The sequence below is a fragment of the Claveliimonas bilis genome, from assembly GCF_030296775.1.
Classification (GTDB): domain Bacteria; phylum Bacillota; class Clostridia; order Lachnospirales; family Lachnospiraceae; genus Claveliimonas; species Claveliimonas bilis.
Genome location: NZ_AP027742.1, coordinates 2,500,974 through 2,516,923, shown reverse-complemented (window position 1 = coordinate 2,516,923; position 15,950 = coordinate 2,500,974). Strand labels below are relative to the sequence as shown.

Genomic DNA, 15,950 nt, shown 5'->3' with positions numbered 1-15,950 from the left:
GCTATACTTTTCATAGACAGGACAAGACCATTCCCCACAACAGGGAGGTGTGGAAATTAGAGAAAGGAATGGTTTTGTGGCAAGAAAAGACAATAGAGGAAGAAATCTGAGGACCGGGGAATCCCAGCGCAAGGATGGACTCTATATGTACCGGTACAAAGATGAACGGACCGGCAGACGCCTGGCCGTTTATTCTCCGGATCTGGCTGAACTCAGGAAAAAAGAAAAAGAGATTGAGAAAGACCAGAGCGAAGGGATTATGACTGATACCCAATGCAAGAACATGACTCTCAATGACCTGTTTGAGATCCACATGGATACCAGAAAGCTGGCGGAGAGTACACAGGCCAATTATAGAAGGATGTGGAACAGTCTTGTGAGGAATGAACTCGGACAGATGAAAGTGGTACAGGTAAGACCATCTCATGTACGCCTGTTTTATTCCCGGCTGAGCAAACAGAAATATTCCCACAGTACCATCAAGTTTCTCCATAATATGATCTTACCGAGCTTTGAGGTGGCTGTAGATGATGATATCATCCGGAAGAATCCGGCCAAGAGAACGCTGGGAGACTATGGGGAACCGGAAAAGAAACGCACCGCCCTGTCCTTTGAACAGCAGAAAAATCTGCTGAATTATGTAAAGAACAGCGAGGTATTCCATATCTATCTGTCACTTCTGCAGGTGATGATTGGAACGGGACTCCGCTGTGGAGAACTGATTGGGCTCACCTGGAATGACGTAGATCTGAAGACCCGGACTGTATACGTGAATCATCAGCTGATCTACAAGAACTATGGTGACGGGTGTGATTTTCATGTGACCATGCCGAAGACAGAAGCCGGGATCCGGGAGATTCCAATGAGTAAAATGGTGGCAAAAGCCTTTGAGACCCAGAGACGGCTGAATTTTCAGATGGGGATTCCCAGGGATGTGAAGATTGAAGGGCTTTCGAATTTCGTATTCATGAGCAGGAGCGGACGTCCTATGATGCCGACTACTGTGAACTTTATTCTCCAGGATATTGTGAAGGCGTATAACGAGGAAGAAAATGAGCGGGCAAAGCGGGAGAGGAGAAAGCCGGAAGAGCTGCCTCATATTTCCGCCCACATTCTCAGACATACAGCCTGTACTAGAATGGCAGAGACAGATCTGGATATGAAGGTCGTTCAGTATGTGATGGGACATGCGAACATCAGTGTCACGATGGAAGTTTATAACCACATCACAGACCGATCCAGGATCGAAAAAGAGATTGCAAAGATGGATCTGGTTCAGATCATGTGACCGGATTTTCAGTTTCCAAATCAGAGATTTTTGACTGCCTTGGAGCGGAAATCACAAAAAAATCGGATTTTTCTGCGTTTGATGGTGTAGTAAATTAACTCAGATTTCCTTAAGAATGATTACAGAACTACTCGCCATGCACTTCGCGAACAAGTTCGCTCAGTCGCGGCTGTCGCCTTATAGGTCCAAAATTGTATATGATTTTCTGTGAGCAAGCTCCCGAAAATCAATCCAATTTCGTCCCTGCATGGCTCGTAGTTTTCGCGCAAATTGGTGTAGAAATGGTGTAAAAATGGTGTAGTAAGCCATTTTTTGAAAAAATCGAAAATTTGGAAAGCCCGAAAAAGCCCGTAAAATCAAGCTTTTTTGAGGTTTTCCAAAAAAATGGTTAAATGAAAAACTAATTTCCACCATCGGATCTTATCGATAAATAAAGGATTTTAGAAAAACTTATTTCTGGATTTCCATAGATTTTAAGGGACATTTTCTTTATAATGAAAAGGAGAAAAGCAGCTGGATGTATATTTTATGACATTCAAAAAAGACCGCAGGAAGTGTTTTTGAAAAACTAACTTCCACCGGTTTTTCTGTATGGTTTGTATGAAATCCTGTCATTGGCCCGGAGCTTTCTGTATTTTAGGTTGTTGAAAAAATTTACTTTAAAAGCGTAGGTTTCAGTGTGACCTGATCAGCCGGGATCCATGCCATATGGCAGAGCTCCAGCAGTTTTCTGTCCAATAGGAGAAGAGCCAGTTCAAACGGGGTGCAGCCGTTTAGACTGGCTCTTGCCGTACTATTGATATGATTAGCTATGAGCGTGGCCTGTGCCTGTGTCAACCCGGAGAAAGTTTTTCCCTTGGGAAGAACATAGCGGATAAATTCATGGTTCTTTTCCAACCTTCCCTTTTGCCAGGAAGCCATCGGGTCACAGTAGAAAATGAGAGTATGAGAACCATGGCCATTATTTCGTTCAAAGACGGAAGGATCTTTAAAAGAGGAACCATTATCCGTCAGGATCACGGAAAAAAGCCTAGAATACCGGGCAGGTCCCAGGGAGGCATATAGGAAGTCAAAAACATCCCTGACAGAAGCTCTGCAGTCGCTCTCCATGAGAAAAAGGAGCATAAAGGAACAGCTGCGAAAGAAAAGAGTAAGGAGGACAGGAGAGCTTTTGCCGCCGGCGCCTTCCACCACATCCATTTCCACAATGGAACAGTCTGGATGAGCGGCTATGTACTGCTCAAAGTCCAGATATGTGCGCCCCATACGATAGCCGGGAATTTCTGGTTCAGACCGCCGTTTTTTCCTGGGTTTATAAGAAACTTTTCTGGGGAGATCCAGATTTACTGCAGAGAAACAACGGAGATCGATATAGTTGTAAAGAGTCCGCTGGGAACAGTTGATCTCCTCCCTGTGGGTGAGATAAATATGGGACAGAGGCTGCCCTTGCTTCAAAAGAGGAGAGATGAGCTTGTCCAGTTTTTCCAGGGATTCCGGAGACTGATTGATCCCGGATCTGGAAGAAGATTTGACCTCCTGATAGGAATCTTCTGCGTATTTTGCCCGATAAAAATAGAAGTCATGGGAACAAGTACGCAGTTTAGGACAGCTGTTGCAAACGTAAGGAGGCTTTAAGAGCCGTGGACAGATCAAGGGAGAAAAGTCCGGACAGTAAAAAGAACAGCGCTTGCTGCGGCATTTGGAGCAAAGGGAGAGACAGGAAGTGCGTCCGCACAGGTGCTGCCTGGTACAGGAAGAAAAATGAGCGCATTCCGAGCGTCTGCGGCTGTTCTCGTCCCGATAGTGTGGAACAAGGAAACGATGCCGCCGGATTTCTTTAGAGATGGTAGAGGAGTCTTTGGAAAGAGCCCTAGCCATTTGAGAAAAAGAGAAGCCTTTTTCGATCATGATTTCAATCTCTGCACGATCAGAAAGAGTAAGATGCTTAAAGTTACCAATATGATGAGTTGCCATGATGACCTCCAATCCGCTCCGGGGAGTACAGGATAACACGATTGCAAAGGTAAAATCCACCCCTGATTTATAGAGAAGCAAAAAAGGAAAAAAATCAGAAATAACTTTTTCAATTAACAGACTTTAAGGCAATTTAAATGAATTAGCACTCACCTCTTGACAGTGCTAATAAAACTGTGTTATAGTTCTGATAGAACAAGAAAACCAGGGTGCCAATAGGCGCCCTTTCAATAGCAGTTAGGAGGGAGTTTTATTTATGAATATCAATAGATTTACACAAAAGTCCTTGCAGGCCGTTCAGGACTGCGAAAAGATCGCCATGGAGTATGGAAATCAGGAAATTTGTCAGGAGCATCTTTTCTATGCGCTTCTGACACAGGAAGATGGTCTCATACTGAAAATGATGGAAAAGATGGGACTTGACAAAAACTATGTTGCCAATCGGGCGGAGCAGGCAGTTGCAAAGCGTCCTAAAGTCCAGGGCGGGCAGGCCTTTGTGGGACAGGATCTGAATAAGGTTCTGATTCACGCGGAGGACGAGATGAAACAGATGGGTGATGAGTACGTCTCTGTGGAACATCTGTTTCTTGCTCTTTTGAAATACCCCAGCCGGGAGATGAAGGAACTGTTTCGTGAGATGGGAATTTCAAAGGAAGGTTTCCTGCAGGCCCTTTCTACCGTGAGAGGCAATCAGAAAGTCACCAGCGACAATCCGGAGGCAACGTATGATACTCTGACAAAATACGGGACAGATCTTGTGGAGAGAGCCAGGGATCAGAAGCTGGATCCGGTGATCGGCCGTGACAGTGAAATACGAAATGTGATCCGTATCCTTTCCCGAAAAACCAAAAATAATCCGGTGCTGATCGGAGAACCCGGCGTCGGTAAGACTGCGGTAGTGGAAGGCCTGGCACAGAGGATCGTCCGCGGAGATGTGCCGGAGACGTTGAAAGACAAGACGATATTTTCCCTTGACATGGGCGCTCTCGTAGCGGGTGCAAAGTACAGGGGGGAATTTGAGGAACGTCTGAAAGCTGTGCTGGAAGAGGTGAAGAACAGTGACGGAAAGATCATTCTGTTTATTGATGAGCTTCATACCATTGTGGGAGCAGGAAAAACAGACGGAGCCATGGATGCCGGAAATATGCTGAAGCCCATGTTGGCACGGGGCGAGCTGCACTGTATCGGAGCGACTACCCTGGATGAATACCGGCAGTACATTGAGAAGGATGCAGCATTGGAGAGAAGGTTCCAGCCGGTTACGGTGGATGAACCTACTGTAGAAGACACCGTTTCTATTTTAAGAGGACTGAAGGAACGGTACGAGGTGTTCCATGGAGTGAAGATCGCGGACGGAGCTCTTGTGGCGGCAGCAACCTTGTCTAACCGCTATATTTCCGACCGTTTCCTTCCGGATAAAGCCATTGACCTGGTAGATGAAGCCTGTGCCATGATCAAGACAGAACTGGATTCCATGCCTGCAGAGCTGGATGAACTTCAAAGAAAGATCATGCAGCTTGAGATAGAAGAGGCGGCTCTGAAAAAAGAGGAAGACCGGTTAAGCAAAGAAAGGCTGGAGCATATTCAGGAAGAACTGGCCCAGCAAAGAGAAGAATTTGCGACCCGCAAGGCACAGTGGGACAATGAGAAAGGCAGCGTGGAGCGGGTACAGAAGCTGCGCGAGGAGATCGAGCAGATCGGAAAAGAAATCCAGAAGGCACAGCAGTCCTATGATCTGGAAAAGGCAGCGGAACTTCAGTACGGAAGGCTGCCGGGCTTGAAAAAACAGCTGGAAGCAGAGGAAGCAAGGATTAAAGAGGAAGATCTGGATCTGGTGCATGAGAGCGTCAATGAAGATGAGATTGCCAAGATCGTATCCAGATGGACAGGAATCCCTGTGGCAAAACTGAATGAAAGCGAGCGGAGCAAGACCCTCCATCTGGCGGATGAACTTCACAAAAGAGTCATCGGTCAGGACGAAGGAGTGGAACTGGTGACAGAAGCAATTATCCGTTCCAAAGCAGGGATCAAGGATCCGACAAAGCCTATCGGTTCCTTCCTTTTCCTGGGTCCTACCGGTGTAGGAAAAACTGAGCTTGCCAAGGCTCTTGCACAAAGTCTTTTTGACGATGAGAACAATATGGTCCGTATTGACATGAGTGAGTATATGGAGAAGTATTCCGTGTCAAGACTGATTGGAGCGCCTCCGGGATATGTAGGATATGACGAGGGAGGACAGCTGACAGAGGCGGTAAGAAGAAAGCCTTATTCTGTTGTTCTCTTTGATGAGATCGAGAAGGCCCATCCTGACGTATTCAATGTACTTCTTCAGGTACTGGATGACGGGCGGATCACTGATTCCCAGGGACGGACCGTTGACTTTAAGAATACGATCCTGATCATGACTTCAAACATCGGATCCGGCTATCTGCTGGAGGGCATTGACGATCAGGGAAATATCAAAGAGGAAAGCCAGCAGGCAGTCATGAATGAGCTTCGTGCTCATTTCCGCCCGGAGTTTTTGAACCGTCTGGATGAGACGATCATGTTTAAGCCGCTGACGAGAACAGATATCGGACAGATCATAGATCTGCTGGTAGCAGACCTGAATAAGCGGCTGGCTGACAGAGAAATCGGCATTGAGCTGACAGAGGCGGCGAAGGAACACATCATTCAGGGGGGTTATGAACCGATGTACGGGGCAAGACCTATGAAGAGATATCTTCAGAAAAATGTAGAGACAACGGCTGCAAGGCTTATGCTGGAAGGAAATGTAGGAAGCGGTGATACGATCCTGATTGATGAGTCGGAAGGCAGGCTGAAAGCCATGGTAAAAGAAAATTTAAAAATAGTTTCTTAGAAAATCTTAGGAAGATTTCAGAAGAAAACAGCGCCGGTGTGCAGGGAAGATTACGCAGTCAGCAGCGTAGTTACCCCTTGTACACCGGCGCTGATATGTTACAATAGACATATTCTTGGTCAGTATTAGCAGAAAGGAGAAGGAGCATGTCACGGACAATCTTCCATATTGATGTAAATTCCGCCTACCTTAGCTGGACAGCAGTGGAACAGCTGAAGAATGGAGCGAAAACAGATATCAGGACCATTTCGGCTATTATCGGCGGGAATCAGGAATCCAGACATGGTGTGGTGCTGGCGAAATCGATTCCGGCCAAGAAATATGGGATCCGGACCGGTGAGCCTGTGGCAAACGCCTTAAGGAAATGCCCGGATATCCATATAGAGCCGCCGGATCATGAGCTTTACCGGGCCTACAGCAGAAAGCTGATGGATTTTCTTCATACCTATACGCCGGATATTGAACAGGTCAGTGTGGATGAATGTTACCTCGACTACACAGGCATTGCCCATCAGTTCTATTCTCCCGTATCTGCAGCTCTGGAAATCAAAGAGAAAATATATAAGAAATTCGGATTTACCGTAAACATCGGCATTTCTTCTAATAAAGTTCTGGCAAAGATGGCGTCAGATTTTGAAAAACCGGGCAAGGTGCATACGCTGTTCCCGGAAGAGATCCGTGTAAAAATGTGGCCTTTGCCTGTCAGAGAGCTATACATGGCCGGAGGTTCCAGCGTGGAGACTTTGAAAAAACTTGGTATCCATACCATTGGGGAACTGGCATGCGCTGATCCGGCGATCCTGGAGCTTCATCTGAAAAGCCACGGGAGAATGCTGTGGAATTTTGCCAATGGGCGGGACGACACGCCTGTGGTATCAGAGAAGGTTGAGGCAAAGGGGATCGGCAATTCCGTGACGCTTCCCAAAGATGCCGTCACCAGAGAGGAGGCGAAGCAGGTGCTCCTGAAGCTTGCGGAAAGTGTAGGGGGAAGGCTTCGCAAAGCCGGACAGAAGGCGGGAATGTTAAGCGTGGAGATCAAGTATTCCACATTTGCCACCTGCTCCCATCAAAGGCAGCTTTTCCGTGTTACCAGCAGTGATACGGAAATTTACCAGGAGGCTGTGCAGCTTTTTGATGAATTGTGGAACGGTCAGCCCATCCGGCTGCTGGGAATAAGAAGTTCCAAACTTGTGGGAGAGGATGAACCGCAGCAGCTGAGTATTTTTGATATTCAGATACCGGAAAAACCTCTGCAAAAAGTGCAGAAAGAAAAGGAAAAGGATGCTTTCGCCGCGCTGCAGTCCATAAAACAGGAAAAACTTGCCAAAGCCCTGGATGAGATCCGGGGAAAGTATGGAGAAAATGCAGTGACAAGAGGCAGTTTTCTAAAAAATAACAGGGAAGGAAAAAGAAATGGAGAGCATGAAGACAGAGAAGATTAAATGGAAAGAAATCGGCACGGATATACTGGTTGACCTGGCGGCAGGAATGGCTCTTGCCATAGGAATTTACAATTTTGCCCTCAATGCCAACTTTCCGGTGGCGGGATTTTCCGGAGTGGCGATCATTTTGTATCATGTTTTCGGGATTCCTGTAGGAGCCGGAACGATCCTTCTGAATGTCCCGGTAGCTATTTTCTGTTACAAATATCTGGGGCGTATCTTTTTCCTGAAATCAGCCAAATCGATGATCATTTCTTCGCTGCTTATGGACTATGTGGCGCCGCTTCTTCCGGTCTATGAAGGCAGCAGGCTTCTGGCGGCACTTTGTATGGGCGTTCTGACCGGCATCGGCTATGCTCTGATCTTTATGCGGGGATCTTCCACGGGAGGGCAGGACTTTATCACTGTGGCTATCCGCAAAGCGCGTCCCCACATGACCTTGGGTATTATTACCTTTGTTTTGGATATGATCACCATTCTTCTGGGAAGCCTGATCGTGTTTAAAGAAGTGGATGGATTTATTTACGGTGTGATCGTGACCTACCTGATGGCAAGTGTGATGGACCGCATTATGTATGGAATTGATGAGGGAAAAATGACTCTGATCGTCACAGAAAAAGGAAGAGAGGTTGCTCAGAAGATCGATCAGTATTCCGGCAGAGGATCTACTATTCTAAAAGGAACAGGAAGTTATTCCAGCAGGGAAAAGGATGTTGTCATGTGCGCCTGCAACAACAAGGAAATGTATACCATTAAGCGGATCGTCGGCCAGGTGGATCCGGAGGCGTTTACCATTATTATGGAATCCAATGAAGTAGTGGGAGAAGGATTTAAAGAAAATGAACAGCAGCCCTAGGTTTTCATATACAGCGATATGTGTTAGAATAAAAAGAAGTGTTTGGTTTGTTTAAGGAGGAAGAAAAATGAAACCGATCAAAAGTTTTCGCGAGTATGTGGAAAAGCTGGAGGAAAGCGGTGAAATCGTAAAGATTTCAAAGGAAGTAGACTGGAATCTGGAAATGGGGGCAATTACAAGAAGAGCCTATGATCTTCCGGCTCCGGCTCCGCTGTTCGAGAATGTAAAAGGATGTCAGAAAGGTTTCCGGGTGCTTGGGGCGCCTGTTGGGTTAAGCCCGGATAAAGAACATCCATTTAAAAGAGTGGCCCTCTCTCTTGGGCTGCCTGTAGATACACCGGCGCCAAAACTTGTGGAGGAATGGTCAAAAGTTCCGGATGTAACTCCGATCCCGCCCCGCACAGTGGAGGACGGCCCCTGTAAGCAGAATAAATTATTTGGGGAAGAGATTGACCTTACCAGGCTTCCGATCCCCTGGATCCATTATGGGGACGGAGGTCGCTATATTAATACATACGGTATTTTCGTTGCAAGAACGCCGGACGGCTCCTGGGTAAACTGGGCGATTTCCCGTGCAATGCTGGACGGCCCACAGACGATAGCAGGCGTTGTGATCCCGACACAGGATTTCGGAAAAATTTATGCTCAGTGGAAAGAAATCGGAGAGGAAATGCCTTTCGCTCTCTGTCTTGGCGTAGATCCTGCCATTGCCATGATCGCAGGCTATCCTCTTCCTTCCGGAATGAGCGAAGGAGAGATGATGGGCGGCTGGTACGGCGAGCCGGTTGACGTGGTGAAATGTGAGACAAACGACCTTCTTGTGCCGGCCTCTACAGAGATTGTCATTGAAGGATTTGCGTCCCTGGATGAGCTGGTTCCGGAAGGCCCCATGGGAGAGTACGGCGGATATGTCTGGACCGGACGGGGAAAAGAGGTTCCATGTTTTAAAGTGACAGCAATGACATACCGTGATGATCCCATCATGCCCCTTTGTGTGGCAGGCGTACCCACAGAGGAAAATCATACAAACTGGGGGATCAGTATCGCGGCAAGCATTCAGAATGTGCTGTCCAAACAGGATTTCCCAATCCGGGAATGCTTCATTCCGATGGAGTCGGCGGCACACTGGTTTGTTGTCAGCGTAGATAAAAACCGGGATACAAAAGATGACCAGAAACTGGCAGAGGATATTGGAAAGGCGGTATTTGCATCCAAAGGAGGCTCCTATGTTCCAAAGGTAATTGTTGTGGATGACGATGTTGATCCCAGCAATCTGTCACAGCTTGTATGGGCCATTGCCACCCGTCACCATCCGGATACCCGGGTGACGATCCCGAATCAGTATATTTTCCCGCTGGTGGCATATTTAAGTGCTAAGGAGAAGGCGGACGCCGTTTCCACGAGAGTGATCTATAACTGTCTGACGCCGTTCCACAGCTGGCCAGAGGAGACAAGACCGGTGGAGGCGTCCTTCCGCGGATATCCGGAAGAACTGCAGAAAAAAGTGATGGATGAATGGAAAGAATATGGGTTCTGATATGAGAATGATCGTAGGAGTATCCGGCGCCACAGGAGTGGAGATGAGCTATTATCTGGTGCGGGCGCTTAAGGATATGGGAAACTGTGAAATACATCTGATTTTGAGTGAAGGTGCAAAGGTGACATGGGATCTGGAAAGCAGTGTGCCTTTAGAAGAGCTGACAGAGCTTGCGGATTTCATTTATGATGAAAAGGATCTGGTTGCAGCTGTATCCAGCGGTTCCTTTGTCACGGACGGCATGGTGATCCTGCCCTGCAGTATGAAAACACTGGCAGGCATCTCAGTGGGGTATGCGGAGAATCTCCTTATAAGGGCTGCTGACGTCTGCCTGAAAGAAGGACGGAAGGTTGTTCTTGTTCCAAGGGAGATGCCTTTTGGAAAAATCCATATAGAAAACCTGAAGAAAGCGTCGGATCTGGGGTGCGTCATCGTGCCCCCGGTCCTGACATTTTATAATAATCCCCGCACACTGGAGGATCAGATCCACCATATTATAGGAAAAATCCTTCTGCAGTTTGGAATTTCCTATGAACATTTTGTGCCCTGGACGGGAGTGCCCAAAGAATAAAGGGCCATTACTTGACAAGCCGGGGTACCTAAGCGTTATAATCAGTTGGGACAAAATTCCTTTTGTCCTGACAGTGTGAACAAATGTATATAAGGAGAATTTCAGACAGTTATGGAATGCAAAGAAAGAGAGTTTATTCCCGTTCTTCTGGGAGGAGATATTAATACCTACAGTGTTGCAAGAGCATTTTATGAGCAGTACCAGGTGAAATCTTATGTATTTGGAAAATACCAGACCGGCCCCAGCTATCACAGCCAGATCACAGTGTACGAGGGAAATCCGAAAATTGATACGGATGATTATTTCCTTGAGCGTATCAACCGGTTTGCAAATGAGCATAAAGACAAAAAGATCCTGCTGATCGGCTGCGGAGACAGCTATGTGGCGCTGGCCAGCAGACATAAGAAAGAACTGGCTTCCAATGTGATCGCGCCTTATATTGACTTTGATCTGATGGACAGCCTGCAGCAGAAAGAACGTTTCTATCAGCTCTGTGAGAAACATGGAGTAGACTATCCGAAGACCATCATTTACAGGCCGGATATGGGGCTTGATTTCCCATGTGAATTTTCCTACCCGGTTATTGTAAAGCCATCCAACAGTATTGCTTACTGGGAACATCCGTTTCCGACGCAGAATAAGATCTATAAGCTGGATTCCAGAAAAGAGATGGAAGATGTGATCCGCCAGATCTATGAAGCAGGGTATGACGATGCGCTGATCATCCAGGATACCATACCCGGAAACGATGAATATATGAGAGTTCTCACTTCCTATTCTGACCGGAACGGAAAAGTAAAGATGATGTGCTTAGGCCATGTACTTTTAGAGGAGCATACTCCTCACGGCCTTGGAAACCATGCTGTCATTATTACAGAACCGAATAAAGAGCTGATGGGAAGAGTAAAGAATCTTCTGGAAGACCTGCACTATGTGGGATTTTCCAACTTTGATATTAAATATGATATGCGCGACGGCACATATCGCTTCTTTGAGATCAACACAAGGCAGGGCAGGAGCAACTACTATGTAACAGGCTCCGGGTTTAATGTGGCAAAATATTTTGTGGAGGATTACATTTATCACCGCGATCTTCCATATGAGGAGGCCACAGAGGAACATTTATGGATGACCGTTCCAAAGGGCGTGGCTTATAAACACATCAAAGACCCTGCAATGATCGCCAGAATGAAAAAGCTGGTAAAAGAAGGCAGGATGGTAAATCCGGTCTTTATGAGAGGGGACCTTCGTCCGATGCGCTTCCTTCGGATGCTCAAGACCCATTTGAAACAGTATTCCTATTTTAATAAATATTACAAATAAGGAAAGAATTTATGGAAGAAAGAAAAGAAAGAAAAATCCTGGGCGTAATTGGAGGCATGGGACCTGAGGCGACCAGTTATTATTATGAAAATGTGATTGCTCACACCAGGGCGGAAAAGGATCAGGATCATATTAACATGGTGATCTTAAGCCATGCGTCCATTCCCGACCGTACGGAATCCATTATATCCGGCGACAGCGCCCATCTGATCCAGATTCTGACAGAGGATGCCCGTACGCTGGAAAAGCTGGGGGCGGCAAATATTGCTATCCCCTGCAATACGTCCCATTATTATTATGAGCAGATCCAAAAAGCGGTGTCTGTTCCGGTGATCAACATGGTGCGTGAGAGCGTGGCTTATGCAGTGGAAAAGATAGCTGATGTAAAGAGAATCGGTATTATGGCGACGGATGGAACTATTAATTCCCGGATTTACCATAAAGAATGCAGGAAGCTTGGTATTACTCCGGTAAAACCCTCTCCTGAGCGTCAGAGGGATGTGATGTCTCTTATTTATGACGATATCAAAAGCGGAAAAAAAGGGGACCGCGCCAAATTTGACCGTGTATTAAGCGAATTTATGAGAAAGGGATGTGACGCAGTCATACTGGCCTGTACAGAACTGTCTGTCTTTAAGGGAAAGCATGAGATTCCCACACTCTGTCTGGATGCGATGGATGTGCTGGTGAGAGAATCCATTATACGATCAGGCGCCCAGTACCAGTAGAAAAGCGAACACTAAGGGAGATAAATCATGGCAAAAATGCAGTATCATACAATAGGGGAATATCAGGAGCTGCTGAGAAAAAGCGGGCTGCTCTTTGAGACAAAGACAGAAGGGAGCTCTGACCAGGTTATCCGTATCCTGACTTACAATTCTAAAGAAGCGGGGGAAGATACGCTGTTCATCTGTAAGGGCGCGGCTTTCAAGCCGGCTTACCTGCGGGAAGCAGTGGAAAAAGGGGCGGTATGCTATATCAGTGAAAAGGCTTTTGAGCTTGAGAAAGATATTCCCTATATTCTTGTAACAGACATTCGGAAGGCAATGGCGATTCTGGCAAATTTCTTTTACCAGGAGCCATGGAAAGAACTGGTTGTCACCGGGATCGGAGGAACAAAAGGAAAATCTACATCAGCATATTATATGAAGGCTGTCGTGGATGATTATATGGAGGCACAAGGGAAAAAGGAAAGTGCCGTTATCTCTTCCATTGATATTTACGACGGGGTGACAAAAGTAGAATCCCATATTACAACGCCGGAGGCTATGGAGCTTCAGCAGCATTTGAGAAATGCGCTGGACAGCCAGATTACCTATGTGGAAATGGAGGTATCCTCACAGGCTCTGAAATATCACCGTGTAGATGGCATGCGTTTTGATGTGGGAATCTTTCTGAATATATCAGAAGACCATATCAGCCCCATTGAACATGAGGATTTTGAAGATTATTTCTCATCTAAAATGCTGATGTTTGCACAGACAGACACAGCGGTAGTGAACCTGGATGCAGATCATATAGAACGTATACTGGAGGAAGCCAAAGCAGCGAAAGCGTGTGTGACTTTCAGCCTGAAGAATCCGGAGGCTGATTATTACGGCTACAACATCAGAAAAGACGGACATGAGACAACCTTTTCCGTAAAGAGTAAAGACTTTGATGAGGAATTTGTCCTTACCATGCCGGGACTTTTCAATGTGGAAAACGCCCTTGGAGTGATCGCGGCGGCATCGGCTCTTCAGATTCCAAGAGAATATATCCACAGCGGGCTGAAGCGGGCAAGATCCAGTGGAAGAATGGAGCTGTATGCAAGCAAGGATAAGAATGTCATTGCCATTGTGGATTATGCTCACAATAAGCTGAGTTTTGAAAAGCTTTTTTCTTCCATGAAGGAAGAATATCCGGATTACGGGATCGTGTCTATTTTCGGATGCCCCGGAAAGAAAGCCTATATCCGGAGGAGAGATCTGGGAACGGTAGCCGGACAGTATGCCCGGAAGGTATACCTGACAGCAGAGGATCCGGGATATGAGCCGGTGGAGGATATATCGAAAGATATCGCGCAGTATGTGGAAGCCCAGAACTGTCCGTATGAGATGATCGAGGACCGGGGAGAAGCGATCCGCTCTGCCATTGAAAGCGCGGAAGGAAAAACTCTTCTTCTTATTACTGGAAAGGGAAAAGAGACGAGACAGAAGTATGGCAGCGAGTATGTGGACTGTCCTTCTGATGTGGATTATGTAAAGAAATATCTTGCCGAGTACGACCAGAGACAGTAAAACAAAACAGACAGCGGGCGGGGGAGAAACACTCCTGGCCTGTTGTTTTTTGCATTTTCGTTACTATTCACAGCCGTTTCAGACCTGACAGCAGATGCGTTGCGCTCGCACAAAAGCTCCTGCTGTCAGGTCTGAAACAGGACTGTGAAGCAGCCACCCCACCCACATAAGCAGTCTTAGCCCCGTAAGGGGCGGAACTGAAGCGCGTAAGCGCGACGAGTGCGCATGCAGGTGGGGTGGCTGCGAGTAGTAACCATTTCCAGAGACCGCGGAATTTGGCGGACGAAAAAGAGTTGACGCTCCGGAAAGATTGTGTGACAATGATAGAAAAGACCTACAGGCCGGTGATAAAAATGCGGCTTTCCAGTTTGCTTGCACGAGTCAGATACAGGGTGATCCAGGGAACGACAGACAGAGAGGTAAAAAGCGTAACCAATGATACAAAGGCAGTACAAAAAGATGATGTCTATATATGCATCGAAGGATATGAACAGGACGGCCACCGCTTTGCGTGGGAAGCATCAGAGCGGGGAGCGGCTGCTGTGGTGGTTTCAAAGATGGTTGTGTGTCCCGAAGATGTGACAGTCATTCAGGTGGCAGATCCAAGATGTGTGATGGCTGAAATGTCGGCTGCTTCTTTTGGATATCCGGCCGAAAAACTGGATATTATCGGAGTGACAGGAACTAAGGGAAAGACCACAACAGCCTGGATGATACGGGAAATTTTAAGAAAAGCAGGAAGGCGTCCGGGACTTATAGGAACTATAGAGACAGACACCGGGCTTCGCCGTTTTCCCAGTATCCACACCACGCCGGAGTCCTGCGATCTGCAGCGATTCCTGAAAGAGATGACAGATGCCGGATGTGATACAGCTGTCATGGAAGTCTCCTCACAGGCCCTGAAGCTGCAGCGGACGTCAGGCGTTTTTTTTAAATACGGAGTGTTTACCAATTTGGGCCGGGACCACATCGGCCCCGGAGAACATGCAGATATGGAGGAATATCTGCAGTGCAAACATCTGCTCTTTCTTCAGTGTGAAACGGGAGTGGGAAATGCAGATGATCCGGCATGGGAAGAAGTGACAGATCGGTGCGGATGCCGGAAAGTTACATTTGGAATGAAAGAAGGAGCCGATTACAGGGCAATCGGTTCTAAAAGCAGCGTGCGCGGCGGCCGGCCGGGCATGTGTTTTATTTTGGAAGGACGAAGCGGTGAGATCTTCCTTCCGCTTCCGGGACAGTTTAATGTACAGAATGCTCTGGCAGCTTCCGCTGCTTTGCTGGATTACGGCATTCCCATGGAAACGGTGGCGTCAGCTATGAGAGAACTTTATGTTCCGGGACGGATGGAGCAGATTCCCTCTCCGGAAGGATGCAGCATTTTTCTGGATTACGCACACAATGCCATGAGCCTTTCGGAGGCCCTTGGGACGCTGAGAAAATATGCTCCCGGAAGACTGGTAGTTGTCTTTGGCTGCGGAGGAGGAAGATCAAAAGAGAGAAGATATGAGATGGGGGAGACAGCCGGGCGCCTGGCGGATCACACCATCATTACAAGTGATAATCCCCGCTGGGAAAATCCGGAGGATATTATTGCAGATATTGTGTCAGGAATCCGCAGAACGAAAGGGGATTACACCGTAATTCAAGACCGGCGTCAGGCAGTCCATTATGCTTTGAAAACAAGACATTACGGAGATATCATTTTAATTGCGGGAAAAGGACACGAGACTTATCAGGAAATCTGTGGGATCCGTTACCCCATGGATGACCGGGAGCTGATCAGCAGATGCATGGCAGAAGATCCCCTCTCTTTATAA

11 protein-coding genes are annotated in these 15,950 nt (G+C 47.1%); 10 read left to right on the top strand and 1 reads right to left on the bottom strand.

The window, feature by feature from the left end:
- Nucleotides 1–49 precede the first annotated feature (49 nt).
- Nucleotides 50–1,288, top strand: coding sequence for a tyrosine-type recombinase/integrase (locus R2J37_RS12175; protein WP_316265265.1), 1,239 nt, complete (start codon nucleotides 50–52; stop codon nucleotides 1,286–1,288).
- A gap of 654 nt (nucleotides 1,289–1,942) precedes the next feature.
- On the opposite strand, the gene R2J37_RS12170 is transcribed toward R2J37_RS12175, so the two are convergent.
- On the bottom strand, nucleotides 1,943–3,262 hold the full coding sequence (locus tag R2J37_RS12170) for an IS30 family transposase (RefSeq protein WP_316265264.1): 1,320 nt from the start codon (nucleotides 3,260–3,262) through the stop codon (nucleotides 1,943–1,945).
- Nucleotides 3,263–3,518: 256 nt separating this feature from the next.
- On the opposite strand from R2J37_RS12170, the gene clpB reads away from it, so the two are divergent.
- From clpB to R2J37_RS12125, 9 genes are all read left to right on the top strand, one after another.
- Nucleotides 3,519–6,122 (top strand): ATP-dependent chaperone ClpB, encoded by a 2,604-nt coding sequence (clpB, locus tag R2J37_RS12165; RefSeq protein ID WP_316265262.1) that lies wholly within the window; start codon nucleotides 3,519–3,521, stop codon nucleotides 6,120–6,122.
- Between the two features lie 146 nt (nucleotides 6,123–6,268).
- Nucleotides 6,269–7,564 (top strand): DNA polymerase Y family protein, encoded by a 1,296-nt coding sequence (locus R2J37_RS12160; RefSeq protein WP_316265260.1) that lies wholly within the window; start codon nucleotides 6,269–6,271, stop codon nucleotides 7,562–7,564.
- Nucleotides 7,545–8,420, top strand: coding sequence for a YitT family protein (locus R2J37_RS12155; protein WP_230107593.1), 876 nt, complete (start codon nucleotides 7,545–7,547; stop codon nucleotides 8,418–8,420). The genes R2J37_RS12160 and R2J37_RS12155 overlap by 20 nt, the downstream gene beginning before the upstream one ends.
- A 67-nt stretch (nucleotides 8,421–8,487) precedes the next feature.
- Nucleotides 8,488–9,957, top strand: a complete 1,470-nt coding sequence (locus R2J37_RS12150) for a UbiD family decarboxylase (RefSeq protein WP_316265258.1) — start codon at nucleotides 8,488–8,490, stop codon at nucleotides 9,955–9,957.
- Nucleotides 9,932–10,528 carry a UbiX family flavin prenyltransferase gene (locus R2J37_RS12145; protein WP_316265256.1) on the top strand — a complete coding sequence of 199 codons (597 nt, stop codon included), beginning with the start codon at nucleotides 9,932–9,934 and terminating at the stop codon, nucleotides 10,526–10,528. The genes R2J37_RS12150 and R2J37_RS12145 overlap by 26 nt, the downstream gene beginning before the upstream one ends.
- A 111-nt stretch (nucleotides 10,529–10,639) precedes the next feature.
- Entirely contained in the window at nucleotides 10,640–11,851 is a 1,212-nt protein-coding gene (locus R2J37_RS12140; RefSeq protein WP_230105436.1) for a carboxylate--amine ligase, read from the top strand.
- Nucleotides 11,852–11,862: 11 nt separating this feature from the next.
- Nucleotides 11,863–12,579, top strand: a complete 717-nt coding sequence (gene cuyB, locus R2J37_RS12135; RefSeq protein ID WP_316265254.1) for a cysteate racemase — start codon at nucleotides 11,863–11,865, stop codon at nucleotides 12,577–12,579.
- Nucleotides 12,580–12,606: 27 nt separating this feature from the next.
- Nucleotides 12,607–14,130, top strand: coding sequence for a Mur ligase family protein (locus R2J37_RS12130; protein WP_316265252.1), 1,524 nt, complete (start codon nucleotides 12,607–12,609; stop codon nucleotides 14,128–14,130).
- 275 nt (nucleotides 14,131–14,405) lie between these two features.
- Nucleotides 14,406–15,950, top strand: coding sequence for a UDP-N-acetylmuramoyl-L-alanyl-D-glutamate--2,6-diaminopimelate ligase (locus tag R2J37_RS12125; RefSeq protein WP_316265250.1), 1,545 nt, complete (start codon nucleotides 14,406–14,408; stop codon nucleotides 15,948–15,950).